Below are 15,664 nucleotides of genomic sequence, written 5' to 3'. Positions count from 1 at the left end.
TGTTATAATATCTTCCAATAATTGAATGTTTCGTTCTAATAACGTAAAACTTCCTGCAATGGCTGCCCGGAACATGCATTTGGTTCCTGAATAGATAAGGCATAGGCCACCGTAGGAGCAATATCCGTAATACTGGCTGGGTGAGCCGATTCACCGGGCTTTACCTTCCAGCCGTACCACAATAAGGGCACATGCGTGTCATAATTGCCCGATGTGCCGTGCGTAGTTCCCTTGGTTAATCTACCAGAATAGCCTTCTATCCAACCAGGTTGTAGAGTTACCATTACGTCGCCAGACCGTTTTGGGAAATAGCCATTCGCCACAAAACTGATTAACCCACTGGCCCAGTTCGATTGCATGAGCGTAGTGGCCGTTATAGTCCGCTGAACGCTATTAAACTGTAACAGATAGTCGGCTACTTTTTGCTGTATTTCGGGTAAATTAATTTTCTTACTTTTTATAAGCTTATGATTTAAATACACTTGCTGGTTAATGTACGCCTCTACCCAATTGCCCACCCCATACTGCGTGTTTAAATATTGCTTTAAGGAATCCTGTGTATTTTTGGGTGCTTCACTATCAGCGGGTATTCTTAACGAATTCAAATACGCTACATTATTAGCGGCGGCATGATCGGCCGTCAGAAAAATTAATACGTTATCTTTTCCGATATACGAATCTAAGAATTGAAGAAAATCGGCTAAGTCTTTATCTAACCGAAGGTACGTATCTTCTACCTCAATCGAGTTTGGCCCGAAATGATGACCAACATAATCTGTACTGGAGAAACTTAGTGCTAAAAAATCAGTGAAATTTCCCTGACCCATCTTTTCGGCCTTTAAAGTTTCAATGGCAAAATCTTTGGTGTAGGTATTCCCAAACGGAGTTGTGCGGAAGATATCCGGGTTTTTTGCTTGAAGTTCTGGTAAGTTGTGGGGGAAAACTGGGCGGTCTTCGCCTACAAAGGTATTTTCAAAATTATTATCGTCGGGCGTACTTTCGGTATATTGAGCTACTGGCAAAAGCGTTGTCCAGGGATTTTTTAAATAAGTATTAGGTAAGTTCCGGTTATTGAATTGCTGCACCCAGGCTGGTAATTGGGTCATGTAAAAAGTACTGGATATAAAGCCTTTTACCTCCGAATCGTACCAGTAAGCAGCATTAGCCGCATGCCCCGCTGGCAATATGGATCCCCGGTCTTTAATGCAAACGCCAATTACTTTTGCTTGTTGATTCGTTGCGAGTTTCAGTTCATCCGTAATAGTGGTAGCCAGCATATTGGCCGGAGACATTTTACCAGCGTCCGCAGTAGTGCCTACTCCTTTTACCGTTAAATCGTCGGTACAGTAGATAGATTTACCAGTTTCGCGAACGTACCAGTTATTGCCAATTATTCCGTGTCTTCCCGGAGTTGTTCCAGTATAAATAGAAGTATGACCTGGTGCCGTAGCGGTTGGTACGTAGTTATAATGCGTATTTTTAAAATTAAAGCCTTGCTGCATCAACCTTTTGAAACCACCTTCTCCATACTTATCCCAATATCGGTACAAGTAGTCATAACGCATCTGGTCAACCACAATCCCCACGACTAATTTGGGCCTGGCTAGTACACTAGTGTTTTCTTTTTTACTTTTCTTTTGGGCAAAAACGGCGGTAGATAATAGCAGAAGGCAACCAAGCAGGCTGCTATATGGAAATGAAATGTATCTTTTCACGAATATTTGTTTGAACAAAACCAGTATCTAATTTTACAATGCGTACAAAAATAAACTACAACTTATTATTCCCAATAGATTAATGTAACATTTAACAATTGCATAAACTCAGTTAAAATCCTAAAAACAGATTAAAGTAAAAAGGCTCCTACTAATAAGAGCCTTTTTACTTAAGATTTAAAAATTCAAAAATTATCTGCTTGCAGCCAACGCTTCTGCTCCGCCAACAATCTCGAGGATTTCGGTGGTAATAGCCGCTTGGCGCGAACGGTTGTACGTTAATTTTAATTGTTTTAACAATTCACCTGCATTGTCTGTTGCTTTGTCCATAGCGGTCATTCGAGCCCCGTGTTCGGAAGCATTAGATTCCAGAACTGCTTTATAGAATTGTATCTTCAACGATTTAGGAATTAATTCCGCAATAATCTGCTCTTTCGACGGCTCAAAGATATAATCTGTATTCGTGGTCGTGTTGGTTGCCGATACAACAGGTGCGTGCTCCTGAATAGGCAAAAATTGCTCTGTACGGATAATTTGGGTAGCTACGTTCTTAAATTCGTTGTACACAATATCAACCTGATCGTATTCGCCCGCCCGAAAAGCATTCATGGCGTATTCAGCTGCTACCCTAACCGTATCGAACGAAAGTTGCGCAAAAACGTGCGTATAATTACCTATTAACTTAGATCCCCGTTTAGATAAATAATCGTGTCCGCGTCGGCCAATGGCTAAGAAATCTACTTGACCGGCTGCCATTTGGCGGCTATATTGCTCATTTACTAAGCTGTTAACTGCTTTTAAAACATTGCTGTTAAAAGCTCCTGCCAAACCTCGGTCCGAAGTAATAACTACCACCAATACCCGATTAATTTCCCGTCGCTCGGCGTACACGTTAGACGTAGAATCATCCGTTAAACGAGACAAATTCGCTAGAATGCTGCCTAAACGTTGTGCGTAAGGCCGCATTCGGATAATATTATCTTGCGCCCGCCGTAATTTAGCCGCCGCCACCATTTTCATTGCCTTGGTAATTTGCTGGGTGGAGGTTACCGAAACAATTCGACTTCGTACTTCTTTTAAACTGGCCATTTATTGTTTTTAGATATGTAAAAGGGAAATTACATTAATATGCACTTTGCCCTCTGACTCTAACTTATTAGTAAATTAAGTAATTGCCACTCCAGTATTACAGAGCCGAACTACTGAATTTAAATTATTTTTTGTATCTCGCCGAAACTTCTTTCGCAACTTGTTTAATGGCTCCAATGGCGCCTTCTTCTAACTTACCTGCACGCAATAGGTCTAAAGCATCCCGGTGGTTCAGTTCCATGCTACGCAGAAACTCTTGTTCAAAGTTTCTTACTTCGTTTACTGGCACATCATCAATTAAACCGTTGGTACAGCAGTAAATTATAGCTACTTGCTGCGCAACCGGCACCGGAGAGAACTGAGCTTGTTTCAACACTTCCAAATTCCGGCGACCGCGTTCAATCGTTAATTTAGTAGATGCATCTAAGTCTGAACCAAATTTAGCAAACGCTTCCAATTCCCGGAATTGCGCTTGATCCAGCTTTAATGTACCGGCTACTTTTTTCATGGATTTAATTTGGGCATTTCCGCCTACCCGCGATACCGAAATCCCTACGTTAATGGCCGGACGAATACCCGAGTTAAACAAGTTCGTTTCCAGGAATATCTGGCCATCGGTAATAGAGATTACGTTGGTGGGAATATACGCCGAAACGTCACCAGCTTGTGTTTCAATTAAAGGCAATGCTGTTAAAGAGCCACCCCCTTTTACCAAGTGCTTAATCGATTCTGGTAAATCGTTCATGTTCCGGGCAATCTCATCAGAAGCATTAATTTTTGCGGCCCGTTCTAACAAACGAGAGTGCAGATAAAATACATCACCAGGGTAAGCTTCCCGTCCTGGCGGACGACGTAACAATAAAGATACTTCGCGGTAAGCAACCGCTTGTTTAGATAAATCATCGTATACCACTAACGCCGGACGACCGGTATCCCGGAAGAACTCACCAATAGCTGCGCCGGTAAAAGGAGCAAAGAACTGCATTGGGGCCGGATCAGAAGCAGCAGCAGAAACCACTACCGTGTAATCCATAGCGCCACCTTGCGTTAACGCATTTACCACCTGAGCTACCGTAGATGCTTTTTGCCCTACAGCTACATAAATACAGAAAACAGGCTCGCCTCTTTGATAAAATTCTTTTTGATTGATAATAGTATCAATAGCAACCGCGGACTTTCCAGTTTGACGGTCACCAATGATTAATTCCCGCTGCCCCCGTCCGATTGGAATCATGGAGTCAATCGCCTTAATACCGGTTTGCATCGGTTCGTTTACCGGCTGACGGAAAATTACCCCAGGAGCTTTTCTTTCCAAAGGCATATCGTACAACGGTCCAGCAATTGGTCCTTTACCATCAATTGGCAGACCTAAAGTATTTACTACCCGGCCTACCATGGCATCACCTACTTGAATGCTGGCAATTTTATTGGTGCGTTTAACAGTAGCACCTTCTTTTATTTCGCTGTAGTCACCGAGCATTACGGCTCCTACGTTATCTTCTTCTAAGTTTAGAACTAGCGCTTGTAAACCATTCTCAAATTCTAACAATTCACCCGATTGGGCTTTAGACAAGCCGTAGATGCGAGCTACCCCATCCCCTACCTGCAATACAGTTCCTACTTCTTCTAACTCGGCTTCGGTTCTGAAATTGGATAACTGTTCTCTTAATATCGCTGATACTTCATCAGGTCTAACTTCTGCCATGATTATAATTGACTAGTGTAAGAATTATCTTTTAATTTATTTTTTAAGCGCAATAGGCTGGTACTAACCGAATCATCAATCTGTACATCCCCAATCCGCAAAACAAAGCCACCGATTAACGCCGGATCTACTTTTTCTTCCAGAACTACCGTTTCCATGCCAGTCCGATTTATTACCATGCGATTAAACTCGGCTCGTAATTCAGGAGTAAGTGGAGTAGCCGTGATAATCTGCGCTTTTTGTATTTTTTTTAACAAATTATACTGGGTTATAAATTCTGTTGCTACGCTACTAAGAACAGCTTCCCGGTTTTTTTCCGTTATAATGGTAAAGAACGATAAAGTTAGATCATTTACCTTGCCCGTAAATATTGCTTTTAATACGGCTAACTTCTTATCGTGCTTTACAATAGGGTTGCGCAGCATTAAACCTAAGTCGCGACTAGCAGTTACTGTTTTTGTAAAAAGCAACATATCCTGATACACATTCTCCAGAATACCTCTTTCCTGCGCTAATTCAATCAACGATTTGGCATAACGGGAAGCAACTCTAACATCAGACATATTTTTTTATTGGTTGTTAGTTATTGGATGTTGGTTGGTTAGTTATTAATTATCTCTAACAACTAAACAACAACGAACAACTAGTTTAATTTTACATCTTTTAAATATTCTTGTACTAAGGCTTGCTGCGATCCGGTATCACGAAGCTCATGTCTTAAAATACGCTCCGCTATTTCTATCGAAACAGTAGCGGCTACATTCTTCACTTCTGCCAAAGCGGATTTTTTCTCGTTTTCAATTTCGGCTTTTGCTTGAGTAAAAATGCGATTACTTTCGGCGGTAGCCCGGTTCTTAGCATCTTCAATTAGGGCTCGGCCATTATCGACAGCTTCTTTTAAAATCCGATCACGTTCTACCCGAGCTTCCTGCAATAATTTTTCATTGTCAGCTTTTAAGGCTTGCATCTCCAGCTTAGCTCTTTCGGCCATACTTAAGGCCGACTCAATGGATTGCTCCCGCTCGCGCAATGAAGCCATAATGGGGCGCCAGGCAAATTTTGAAAGCAAAAATAAAACAACAATAAAGGTTATGGTTTGCCAGAAGATGAGGCCTATACCAGGGGTAATCAATTCCATTAGGTAGTAATTTTTAAGATTATGAGGTAAACCCGAAAGGGTAGATTCTTTTATCCTTTTGTATATAATTCAAGATGGCCGAACTTACTTCATCATTCCATTTTCAGCCACCTGGTCAGGAAGGCATGCCCTTAAAGCCAGGCGGCTGAAAACATAAGGTATAAACTACCTTATGAATGAAATAAGCAGACAAACTACCACACCAAACAGTGCTACCCCTTCAATAAGAGCAGCCGCAATAATCATTGCGGTTTGGATACGAGCAGTAGCTTCTGGCTGACGGGCGATAGATTCCATGGCGGAGCCACCAATTCTACCGATACCTAAACCGGCACCCAAAGCAACTAAACCAGCACCGATACCGGCACCCATAATTGCTAAACCTGTACCTTCAGAAAGGCCTTGCACAACTTGAAGCAAAAGTGCTAACAACATAATTATAAATTAAAAAGTGAAAAAAAATAAAAAAAACTTAGTGTCCGCCATGCCCCATGTCGTCAGCGTGGTCATGTTCTTCCACAGCCCCACCAAAATACATAGACGTTAATAAGGTAAAAACATAGGCCTGCAATAGAGCCACGAACAACTCCAGGAAGTTCATGAAGACGGCAAAAGCCACACTTACCGGCCCAAGAGCAAAACTTTTGAAAATAAATATGAGGGAAAATAAACTTAGAATAATAATGTGACCAGCGGTAATATTAGCAAATAACCGGACCATTAAAGAGAAGGGCTTTGTTAAAATACCAACTAACTCAATGGGTACCATAATGGGTAATAATGCAGCAGGCACGCCGGGAGTATTAAAAATATGCGCCCAGTAAGCTTTGTTAGAGCTGAATAAGGTAATAAGCAAAGTAAATACCGCCAGTACCAAAGTAACTGCAATGTTACCGGTTAAGTTAGCGCCACCTGGCATTAAACCTAACAAGTTATTAAACCAGATAAAGAAGAATATGGTGAGTAAGTAAGGCACATAGCGTTCGTATTTCGGACCAATATTTGGCTTAGCAATATCATCCCGGACAAACAAAATGATTGGTTCAAAGAAAGATTGAATGCCCCGGGGAGCTTTGCCCCGATTAGACTTATAACGGCCCGCTATGGTAAAGAAAATAATTAATAATAAAGCAACGCTTAAAAATAACGAAGCCACGTTTTTAGTTATAGAGAAATCTAACGGCCCAACGTGCTTTTCTTTACCGTCGGCAGTAGTTTCCGTCAAAGGTTCTCCTTCTTCGTTAGCATAATAAATATGCCCGTGCTCTAGTACGTAACCTTTATAAGGCACTAACTCATGCTGCTCGTTATAGAAGTTACCCGAAGAAAATATTTCTAATCCATTTTTACCGAACAAAATAACGGGCAAATGCAAGGTAGTTCCGTGCGCGAATTCCCAACTATGCTCATCACTAATGTGGTGCGTAATCATGCTGCCCGGATCAAAGGCAGCATCTTCGTTCGCGGGCTCAGCAGCAATGGTAACAAAAGAAAAGAACGAAAATAGTAAAACAAGTAACTTCTTCATCAAGAGACTTTTATATAAAAACCTTTATTTACACGAAAAAGGTTATAATTGCTTTTTTGAATTTTGGCGCAAGTTAGTCAGAATGTGATAAATTTCAAACCCAGTGTATATAAAATAAAGTAAAAAGAAATTCAGGGTAAATTGTAGTTTCCGGTCAGCAGCAAAATATATATAAATAAAAATTACCCCCATGCACATTAAAACTCGAAAGGCAGTAGAACCAAAGTAGTACATCTGAAAGTTACCCGGATCATTTTTGCTACCCAAAGCAATAATATAGTAAGTAAATGCCGTAACAAAAACAAAGAATAAGAGCATGTACCAGAAATAGGGATGTATCAGGTTGTAGCCTTGCGTATAAATTAAAATTCCAGCTACTAAACCCAGCAATACAGAAACTAAAACTAAGCTTTTAAAGAAAGACATATTTGTTCAACTATAGAATTGACTTTAGGTACTAAAATTTAAAAATCGGAGGGCAAAGGTAATGGTAAATAAGTTACTGCGCCTTAATTCTGTATTCACTTAAATATTTATAATGCTATTTATACTAGATTTGGTGGAACCAAACCAGTATTAGCCATATCTTTTCGGCATACCCAAATGAGCCTTATTTATGGTTTCATTACCGAAATTATAATTTTATAAACAGAGCCAACTACGCCCAGAACCATGAAAAAAATAGTAAACCACGGATTTTTATTGCCTAAATAAGCGTCTAATTTCATTCCGCCGTAAGCGGCTAATCCTAACACAACAAGCATCTGAAAAGCCAAGCCAGAATATTTAAGATACGACTGCAGTTTTCCTTTCTCTGCGTCAGAATTATTACTAAAGTTTTCGGGTGCCATACTGGAAAAGAGTTTATTAAAAGTACCTTTTAATTTTATTATTTTACAGGAAACTGCTGGCTCGGTCCGGTTGTTGTGCCTCCTACTGTTGGCCCGTTAAAAGTGGAACCTTCTGCATCTATTAAAATTTAAAAAAAGCTATTTTTACCTCCGTTTATAATTTAGTTAACCTAAATTTTCTGTCTCATACTTTTTACGGGGGCATATATGTTAGATTGACTAGCAAAAACGTTATCTAGAATAAATCTGTAATTAACGCTCAATTAATCTGGTACCCATATTCTTTACGTTTTGACAAAAAAAAAACTAAACTTTCTTTTTCTTTTTGCCATTGGCGTTACTTTTTGGCAATGTGCTAGCTCCGAAAAATCGGGCACGCTGGGTCAGATCTATCATAATACTACGGCGCAATACAATGCTTACTTTTTAGGGAGTGAGCGCTTAACAGCTGCCGAAGCTAAAATCACGAAAGCTTCCCCAGATGATTTCAACCATATCTTAACTTTATTTCCCAGCACCGATACTACCATCACGGCTCAGTTTCGACCGGAACTGGAAGAAGTTATCAAGAAAGCCTCTTTTGCCATTAAGAAACACTCCAAAAGCCGCTGGACCAGCGATAGCTACATTTTGGTAGGAAAAGCCCGGTATCATTTAGGTGAATATGATGAAGCTATCCGGACATTTCGGTTCGCTAATACCGGTAGTAAGAAAGATCAGGTTAAATTCCGGGCGCAAGTTTGGTTAATGCGTTGCTTTATTGCGCAGGGCGATTACGAAAGTGCGGATGCCGTTTCGGATTTATTAAAAAAGGTAAAGTTAAATAAGAACAATGCGATTCATTTATTTTTGAATCGGGCAGAGTACCACCTGCAGCAAAAAGATACCGCTTTGGCCATTAATAATTTAAAATTGGCCATTCCGATTATGAAGAATAAAGATTACCAGGCCAGAGCCCGCTTTATTCTGGCTCAGTTGTATCAGCAAACCAATCAGAATAAACAAGCCTTTGATATTTACACCCGAATTGTAAAACACAACCCACCGTACGAATTAGGCTTTTACAGCAAATTAAATTTAGGACAAGTAACTGAACTCTCTGACCCGAACGATAAAGCCCGTATTGAAAAATATTTTGCCAAATTGCTGAAAGATCCTAAAAACACGGATTTTAAAGATAAAATATACTACGAAATGGCTCGGTTTGCTTTGAAACAACAACAATACGAGCCGGCATTAGAATATCTACGGCAATCTACCAAAGCCCAAACTACTAACGAAACACAGAAAGCCTATTCGCACTTACTGGCAGGTAAAATTTACTACGAAAATCTACAAAAATACAACTTGGCTTATGCTTATTACGATAGTGCGGTGCAGGTAATGCCCCCGAACAGCCTTGACTATCAACCTTCATCAGAACGCCGCGATGTGTTAAAAGAATTTTCTACGCATTTCACTACTGTTCAAACCCAAGATAGTTTGCAGGCATTAGCCCGGCTTGATTCAGCTAGTTTAAATAAGCGCCTTGCTGCTATTTTAGAAAAAAGAGTCCAAGAAAAGCTACAACAGGAGCAACAATTAAAAAAACAGCAAGAAAATAATTCATCTAACCAGAACTTATCAACTTTAGGTTCAGGATTAAACAACATTGGTAATCGTCGGAACAATAATAATTCTAATTCTGGCGGAGCCTGGTATTTCGATAATCCGGCATCGGTAGCACGAGCCCAAGGAGAATTCGTGCAAAAATGGGGTAATCGCCAATTACAGGATAATTGGCGATTATCAAACGTAGCAGCCACAGTAGCAGCGCAACCTGCAAATAGAAATAGCACTATTGATAAAGTACCTAATACCACTGGTGCTGATTCGGTGGCTAGTAATCCAGTTGCTGCCCGTCAGGAATTATTACGCGATATTCCAATTGGATCCGAACGCCTGCAAGCATCTAATATTCTAGTGGAAGATGCACTTTTTAACTTAGCTGGTATTTATCAGCAACAATTGAAGGAACCAGTACGGGCGACCGAAACTTACGAAAAGTTACTCCAACGGTTTCCGGCAACGAAACATAAATCAGAGGTTTATTATAGCTTGTACCTCATCTACCAGGAGCAGAAAAATGATCGCGCGAAAACCTACGCTGATTTAGTTAAAAAAGAATTTCCCGGAAGCAAGTACGCGAAGCTTATTGACCAGCCGGATTATTTAAAACAAGTCTCGGCTAACAACGACAAAGCCCGGCAATTGTACGATTCAGCATTTGTAAACTACCACCGCGAACGCTATCCCGTAGCGATTACTTTAGCCAACCAAGTGCAACAACAATACCCCGATAGTGAGCTCGCCGATCGGGTAGCTTTTCTTAAAGTTTTGCTGGCCGGTCGTACTCAAAAACCGGCTGCTTTTAAAACTTCCGTCAGACAATTTATCCAGAAGTACCCCAACAGTACGCTGTTACCAAACGCCGAAGAAATTTTAAATATTTTTGAGGCTTACGAAAGTGGTAAGTTGTCGGAAGCAGAGTTTAATAAAACACGAACTCAGAAAGTGGCCGTTCCGGAAACACCAAAAGTTGCTGATGCTGCGCAAGTGGCAGAAGAACCCGTTGTGGAAGAACCTATAACACCAGAACCAACCGAATCGGAAGAACCTAAACCAAACCGCCGAAGACCACAGCCGCGGCAAAAACCCAATGCCAGAAACAATCCTAGTCAAATAACTAATTTACCTCCGGCAGATTCAAGTGCCGCAGAACCTGATCCAGTAGATCCCATAGTAGCAGAACAAGATACAACCAGCCAGGAAAACGTACCTGTAGAAAATGCAGCACCTACTACGGACAATCCAGCCCCAGAGGCAACACCTGCTGCAGGAAACCCTGCTTCTACTACTCCTTCGCCAGTAGAAACAAAAGCTATTTACGCAGCGGACTTAGCCATACCTCACCTGGTAGTGGTAGCGTATCCTAAAAACCACCCGGCGTTTAAAGATGTGGTTACTAAGATGGCGGCTTACAATGCTAAATATAATTTGGCAGATAAATTAAAGGTAGACTCTACTGGCTTCAGCGGAACTACTAGTTTCTTAATTATTAAAGAATTTGATGCGGGTAAAAAGGCGGTTAGTTACGCTACAAAACAAAAAGCACCCCAATCTCCCTTAAGTAAGATTAGAGGAATAGAATTTACTACCTTTGCTATTTCTTCTGAAAATCTACTGATTCTAATGAAAGAAGGTAAGCTAGAGGATTACCTTACCTTCTATAAAAACTCTTATTTCTAATCCATGGCTTCGCCTAAAACAAATTATTACCTTTCCAAAATCATCTCTGCTATCTGGTTAGTATTTATTGCCGGAGTACTGGGCTTAGTTTTATACGTTTACGCCGTAAGCATAAATTTTTTAAATTTATTCGGGGAATTGCCTGATTTTAGAGCTCTGGAAAACCCTAAAAGTGTACTAGCCTCAGAAGTTTACTCCGCCGACAATGTGTTAATGGGTAAGTATATTCTGGAAAATCGCTCTCCGGTAGATTACCACGATTTACCCCAAAATTTTGTAGATGCACTTATTGCTACCGAAGACATTCGGTTTGAAGAACATTCCGGAATCGATTTTAAAGGCTCTTTTGCGGTTATCTATTATAAACTTACCGGTAAACAAGATCGTGGCTCCAGTACACTTACCCAACAATTGGCCCGTAACTTATTTCGTACCCGCACCGATTTAAATAAAGGCTTATTAAGTTCGGTACCCGGCTTACGGATGCTTATTATCAAAACCAAAGAATGGATAATGGCTATTCGATTGGAGCGTTTCTACTCGAAAAAAGAAATACTAGTAATGTACCTGAACACCGTAGATTTTGGTTCGGGTGCGTTTGGGATTAAATCAGCGGCTAAAACTTTTTTTAATAAAGCTCCAAAAGATTTAAAACTCCAGGAATCGGCGGTGTTGGTAGGTTTGCTGAAAGGCCCTTCTTACTTTAGCCCAGTTAGAAATCCGGAGCGTTCCTTATTACGCCGGAACACTGTTATAGACCAGATGCAAAAATACAGCTTTATAGATGCTTCGGAAGCTGAGCAAGCTAAAAGCACTAAGATTGTACTTAATTATCACGTAGAAAACCAAAACTCCGGCATCGCCCCGTACTTTCGCACGGAGTTGGGCAAGTTTCTGTTGCGGTGGTGCAAAGAAAACGGCTATAACCTGTACGAAGATGGCTTAAGAATTCACACCACCATAGATTCGCGCATGCAGCGCTATGCCGAAGAAGCCGTGCGGGAGAATATGCAAAAGCAACAAAAACTATTTGCTAGTTATTGGAAAGGCCGCCAACCCTGGACCAATGAAAATGGTTCTACCGTAAAAGGATTTATAGAAAACCAAATTAAGCTAACAGACCGTTATAAAGCTTTGAAAGCTCGGTACGGCAGCGACGAAGATTCTATTAATTACTACCTGCGCAAGAAAATCCCCATGAAGGTGTTTACGTGGGAAGCCCCTGGCGAAAAAGAAGTAGTTATGAGCCCTTTGGATTCTTTAGCTTACTACAAACGTTTTTTAAATACGGGCTTTATGGCCATGAACCCCTTAGATGGGCACATTAAGGCTTGGGTAGGTGGCAATAATTACAAATATTTTAAATACGACCACGTGAAACAAGGCCGGCGACAACCAGGTTCAACCTTTAAACCGGTTACTTACTTAGCCGCTGTGGATAAGGGTTATTCGCCGTGTTACCAAGTGATGGATGTACCCGTAACTTTCCCAGCTGAAGATGGTCGTCCGGCTTACACCCCGAAGAATGATGACAATGTTTATTCGGGCCGTTTGTTTGATTTGCGCGAAGCATTAGCTTTTTCAAAAAATACTGTTACTGCGCACTTAGTACAAAAATTAACTCCAGCCGTAGTTGTAGAATACGCCGAGCGTTTAGGATTCTCCTCCAAAATAGAACCTGTGCCAGCAGTTGGCTTTGGTTCCAGCGATGTGTCTCTGTACGAATTATGCGGTGCTTACGGTACTTTTGTAAATAGTGGAAAATGGACAGAACCAGTTTACCTGACTCGCATTGAAGACAAAAACGGTAATTTATTGCTCAACTTCGTTCCCAAATCGCGCGATGTTATCAGTGAAGAAACCGCTTATCTTATGGTGCATTTATTAAAAGGTGGTGCCGATATAAAAGGAGGTACTTCTTACTACGGTCTCCGTTTCCGGCATAAACTCAAAAATGAAATTGGCGCTAAAACCGGCACTACCAGTAATTATTCCGATGCCTGGTTTATAGCCATTACGCCCGACTTGGTTTGTGGGGCATGGGTAGGTGGCGAAAACCGCAGCATTCACTTCCGGAGTGCCGCTTACGGGCAAGGTAATAAACTAGCTTTACCGGAATATGGATTATTCATGCAAAAAGTTTTATCGGATAAAAGTATTTCTATTAATACCGGTCCGTTCCCGAAACCTACTGCGCCTTTAACAGTAGAAATTGATTGTGCTAAATACAATAATGTAGGTGGCACACCTTCTGACTCTGTAAATCAAGGAGAAATCTTAAATCCGGAAATACAACTGGACGAGGGAATCTAAACGCTAGATAATAGATTTCCTTAATTATCTTGGGTTTATAGCCCTTAATATGAAGCGTATGCTCCTCCAGATTTAAGTATTTTCCGGTTATACTTAATAATTTAAAAATTAAGCATCTAGTTTCTAGATTCTAAAATTATGCCTGCGGAAGAGATTATACGTGAGAAAATAAAGCATTTGCCTAATCGACCGGGCATTTATAAGTTTTTCGATGAGAAAGATGAAATTATTTACGTCGGGAAAGCAGTTGACATTCGGAAAAGAGTAAGTAGTTACTTTAATAAATCAACTCAGCACAATAATAAAACCCGTAAATTAATTTCCCATATCCGCAATATTCAATTTACCATTGTGGATACGGAAAGTGATGCTTTTCTGCTGGAAAACAACTTAATTAAGCAATATCAGCCCAAATACAATATTTTACTAAAAGACGGGAAAACGTACCCGTATATCTGCGTTACCAACGAGCGCTTTCCGCGGGTAATTAGTACCCGTAATAAAATTAACGATGGCTCTAAATACTACGGTCCTTACGCCAGTGTAACCAACATGAACGTGGTACTGGAAATGATCCGGTCGTTATATCCCTTACGAACCTGTACGTACAACTTATCGCCGGATAATATTGAGCGCGGTAAATTTAAGGTGTGCCTGGAGTATCACATTGGTAATTGCAAAGGCCCCTGCGAAAACCTGTACGACGAAGAATCTTATAACCAACACATTCTACAAATCCGAAATATTTTATCGGGTAACTTAAGCATTGCTAAAGCTTATTTTAAAGATAAAATGGTGGCCGCGGCTCAGGAAACCCAGTATGAGTTGGCTCATTCTTATAAGCAAAAGCTAGATGTTTTAGAAGATTTTCAGGCTAAATCAACAGTAGTTAGTAATACCCTTACCAACATTGATATTTTTACTATTACGTCGAACGAAAAATGCGCCTTTATTAACTATTTAAAAGTAATGAATGGTGCTATTATTCAGACTCAATCTTTGGAAATAACCAAGAAACTCGACGAGACTGATGTTGATATTTTAGCCACTATTATCGTGCAATTGCGGCACGATTTCGAAAGTGAATCTAAGGAAATACTCACCAACATTGAGGAGCTAAAATTGCCATTAGACAATGTAACTGTAACTGTACCGCAAATTGGCGACAAGCGTAAATTATTGAATTTATCGCTTAAAAATGTGCTTTACCTACGCAAAGAAAAAGAAAGCATGAATGAAAAGTCCAAAGACTCCAACGAGGTGCGGATTATGGAAACCCTAAAGAAAGATTTGCGCTTAAGCGAGCTGCCCAAACATATTGAATGCTTTGATAATTCAAATATTCAAGGCACCACCCCTGTTGCTTCCATGGTCTGTTTCCGAAATGCGAAACCCAGTAAAAAAGATTACCGGCATTATCATATAAAAACAGTTGTAGGTCCTGATGATTTTGCCTCGATGTACGAAATCGTGACTCGCCGGTATCGGCGGTTACTTGATGAAGGTACTCCACTCCCTCAATTAATCGTTATTGATGGTGGTAAAGGGCAGTTGAGTATGGCGGTAAAGGCGCTAAAAGATTTAGGTATTTACACACAAGTAGCGGTAATAAGTATTGCCAAGCGGTTAGAAGAAATATTTTATCCCGGCGATACACTACCCCTTTACATTGATAAAAAATCAGAATCGTTGCGTTTGCTGCAACGTATTCGCAATGAGGCACATCGTTTCGGAATAACTTTTCATCGCGACAGACGCGATGCAGGTACTTTAAAGACTGAAATTACTGAAATTAAAGGCTTAGGTCCGACTACTGCTCAAAAATTACTTTCGAAGTTTAAATCCGTTAAGAAAATCAAAGAATTATCAGAAACCGAGTTAGAAGCCGAAATTGGCAAAGCAAAAACTAAAATTCTATTAGATTACTTTAATCAGGAAAGTAATGCTTAAATTTTAAAGCAAGATATACCGTTTACTTTTAAATCCTGGTAAACTATTACATTTTGCTTTAAAACACGTTGTATTTTAAAAAGTACC

At 40.4% G+C, this 15,664-nt stretch carries 12 protein-coding genes; 3 read left to right on the top strand and 9 right to left on the bottom strand.

From position 1 onward, the window contains the following. Positions 1–35 precede the first annotated feature (35 nt). The 9 genes from pafA to AHMF7616_RS22510 form a co-directional block, all read right to left on the bottom strand. Positions 36–1,715: an alkaline phosphatase PafA gene (pafA, locus tag AHMF7616_RS22550; RefSeq protein WP_262511733.1), complete on the bottom strand. Its 1,680-nt coding sequence runs from the start codon at positions 1,713–1,715 to the stop codon at positions 36–38. Positions 1,716–1,907: 192 nt separating this feature from the next. Next, positions 1,908–2,804, bottom strand: a complete 897-nt coding sequence (gene atpG / locus AHMF7616_RS22545; RefSeq protein ID WP_115374937.1) for an ATP synthase F1 subunit gamma — start codon at positions 2,802–2,804, stop codon at positions 1,908–1,910. Positions 2,805–2,928: 124 nt separating this feature from the next. Further along, positions 2,929–4,509: a F0F1 ATP synthase subunit alpha gene (gene atpA, locus AHMF7616_RS22540; protein WP_115374936.1), complete on the bottom strand. Its 1,581-nt coding sequence runs from the start codon at positions 4,507–4,509 to the stop codon at positions 2,929–2,931. A gap of 2 nt (positions 4,510–4,511) precedes the next feature. Beyond that, entirely contained in the window at positions 4,512–5,072 is a 561-nt protein-coding gene (gene atpH, locus AHMF7616_RS22535) for an ATP synthase F1 subunit delta (RefSeq protein WP_115374935.1), read from the bottom strand. Positions 5,073–5,152: 80 nt separating this feature from the next. After that, positions 5,153–5,647: a F0F1 ATP synthase subunit B gene (locus AHMF7616_RS22530; protein WP_115374934.1), complete on the bottom strand. Its 495-nt coding sequence runs from the start codon at positions 5,645–5,647 to the stop codon at positions 5,153–5,155. Positions 5,648–5,812: 165 nt separating this feature from the next. Beyond that, complete coding sequence (gene atpE / locus AHMF7616_RS22525; protein WP_115374933.1) at positions 5,813–6,082, bottom strand: ATP synthase F0 subunit C; 270 nt, start codon at positions 6,080–6,082, stop codon at positions 5,813–5,815. A gap of 37 nt (positions 6,083–6,119) precedes the next feature. Next, positions 6,120–7,175, bottom strand: a complete 1,056-nt coding sequence (gene atpB / locus AHMF7616_RS22520; RefSeq protein WP_115374932.1) for a F0F1 ATP synthase subunit A — start codon at positions 7,173–7,175, stop codon at positions 6,120–6,122. Positions 7,176–7,217: 42 nt separating this feature from the next. After that, a complete protein-coding gene (locus tag AHMF7616_RS22515) occupies positions 7,218–7,601 on the bottom strand; it encodes a hypothetical protein (protein ID WP_115374931.1) in 384 nt (127 codons plus the stop codon). Between the two features lie 188 nt (positions 7,602–7,789). Further along, positions 7,790–8,026: an AtpZ/AtpI family protein gene (locus tag AHMF7616_RS22510; RefSeq protein ID WP_115374930.1), complete on the bottom strand. Its 237-nt coding sequence runs from the start codon at positions 8,024–8,026 to the stop codon at positions 7,790–7,792. Positions 8,027–8,317: 291 nt separating this feature from the next. Between AHMF7616_RS22510 and porW the strand changes: the two genes are divergently transcribed. From porW to uvrC, 3 genes are all read left to right on the top strand, one after another. Then, positions 8,318–11,314 (top strand): type IX secretion system periplasmic lipoprotein PorW/SprE, encoded by a 2,997-nt coding sequence (gene porW, locus AHMF7616_RS22505; protein ID WP_115374929.1) that lies wholly within the window; start codon positions 8,318–8,320, stop codon positions 11,312–11,314. 3 nt (positions 11,315–11,317) lie between these two features. Further along, positions 11,318–13,627, top strand: a complete 2,310-nt coding sequence (locus tag AHMF7616_RS22500) for a penicillin-binding protein 1A (protein ID WP_115374928.1) — start codon at positions 11,318–11,320, stop codon at positions 13,625–13,627. Positions 13,628–13,765: 138 nt separating this feature from the next. Continuing rightward, positions 13,766–15,577, top strand: a complete 1,812-nt coding sequence (gene uvrC / locus AHMF7616_RS22495; protein ID WP_115374927.1) for an excinuclease ABC subunit UvrC — start codon at positions 13,766–13,768, stop codon at positions 15,575–15,577. Positions 15,578–15,664 lie beyond the last annotated feature (87 nt).

The sequence above is a fragment of the Adhaeribacter pallidiroseus genome (assembly GCF_003340495.1).
Classification (GTDB): domain Bacteria; phylum Bacteroidota; class Bacteroidia; order Cytophagales; family Hymenobacteraceae; genus Adhaeribacter; species Adhaeribacter pallidiroseus.
The sequence above is the reverse complement of the archived record's forward strand: the minus strand, read 5'-3'. Positions and strand labels throughout refer to the sequence as shown.

What these genes read in the sequence shown, in the direction of transcription:
- atpG (WP_115374937.1), bottom strand. Translation starts at nt 2,804, where the DNA reads ATGGCCAGTTTAAAAGAAGTACGAAGTCGAATTGTTTCGGTAACCTCC.
- atpA (WP_115374936.1), bottom strand. Translation starts at nt 4,509, where the DNA reads ATGGCAGAAGTTAGACCTGATGAAGTATCAGCGATATTAAGAGAACAG.
- atpH (WP_115374935.1), bottom strand. Translation starts at nt 5,072, where the DNA reads ATGTCTGATGTTAGAGTTGCTTCCCGTTATGCCAAATCGTTGATTGAA.
- AHMF7616_RS22530 (WP_115374934.1), bottom strand. Translation starts at nt 5,647, where the DNA reads ATGGAATTGATTACCCCTGGTATAGGCCTCATCTTCTGGCAAACCATA.
- atpE (WP_115374933.1), bottom strand. Translation starts at nt 6,082, where the DNA reads ATGTTGTTAGCACTTTTGCTTCAAGTTGTGCAAGGCCTTTCTGAAGGT.
- atpB (WP_115374932.1), bottom strand. Translation starts at nt 7,175, where the DNA reads ATGAAGAAGTTACTTGTTTTACTATTTTCGTTCTTTTCTTTTGTTACC.
- AHMF7616_RS22515 (WP_115374931.1), bottom strand. Translation starts at nt 7,601, where the DNA reads ATGTCTTTCTTTAAAAGCTTAGTTTTAGTTTCTGTATTGCTGGGTTTA.
- AHMF7616_RS22510 (WP_115374930.1), bottom strand. Translation starts at nt 8,026, where the DNA reads ATGGCACCCGAAAACTTTAGTAATAATTCTGACGCAGAGAAAGGAAAA.
- AHMF7616_RS22500 (WP_115374928.1), top strand. Translation starts at nt 11,318, where the DNA reads ATGGCTTCGCCTAAAACAAATTATTACCTTTCCAAAATCATCTCTGCT.
- uvrC (WP_115374927.1), top strand. Translation starts at nt 13,766, where the DNA reads ATGCCTGCGGAAGAGATTATACGTGAGAAAATAAAGCATTTGCCTAAT.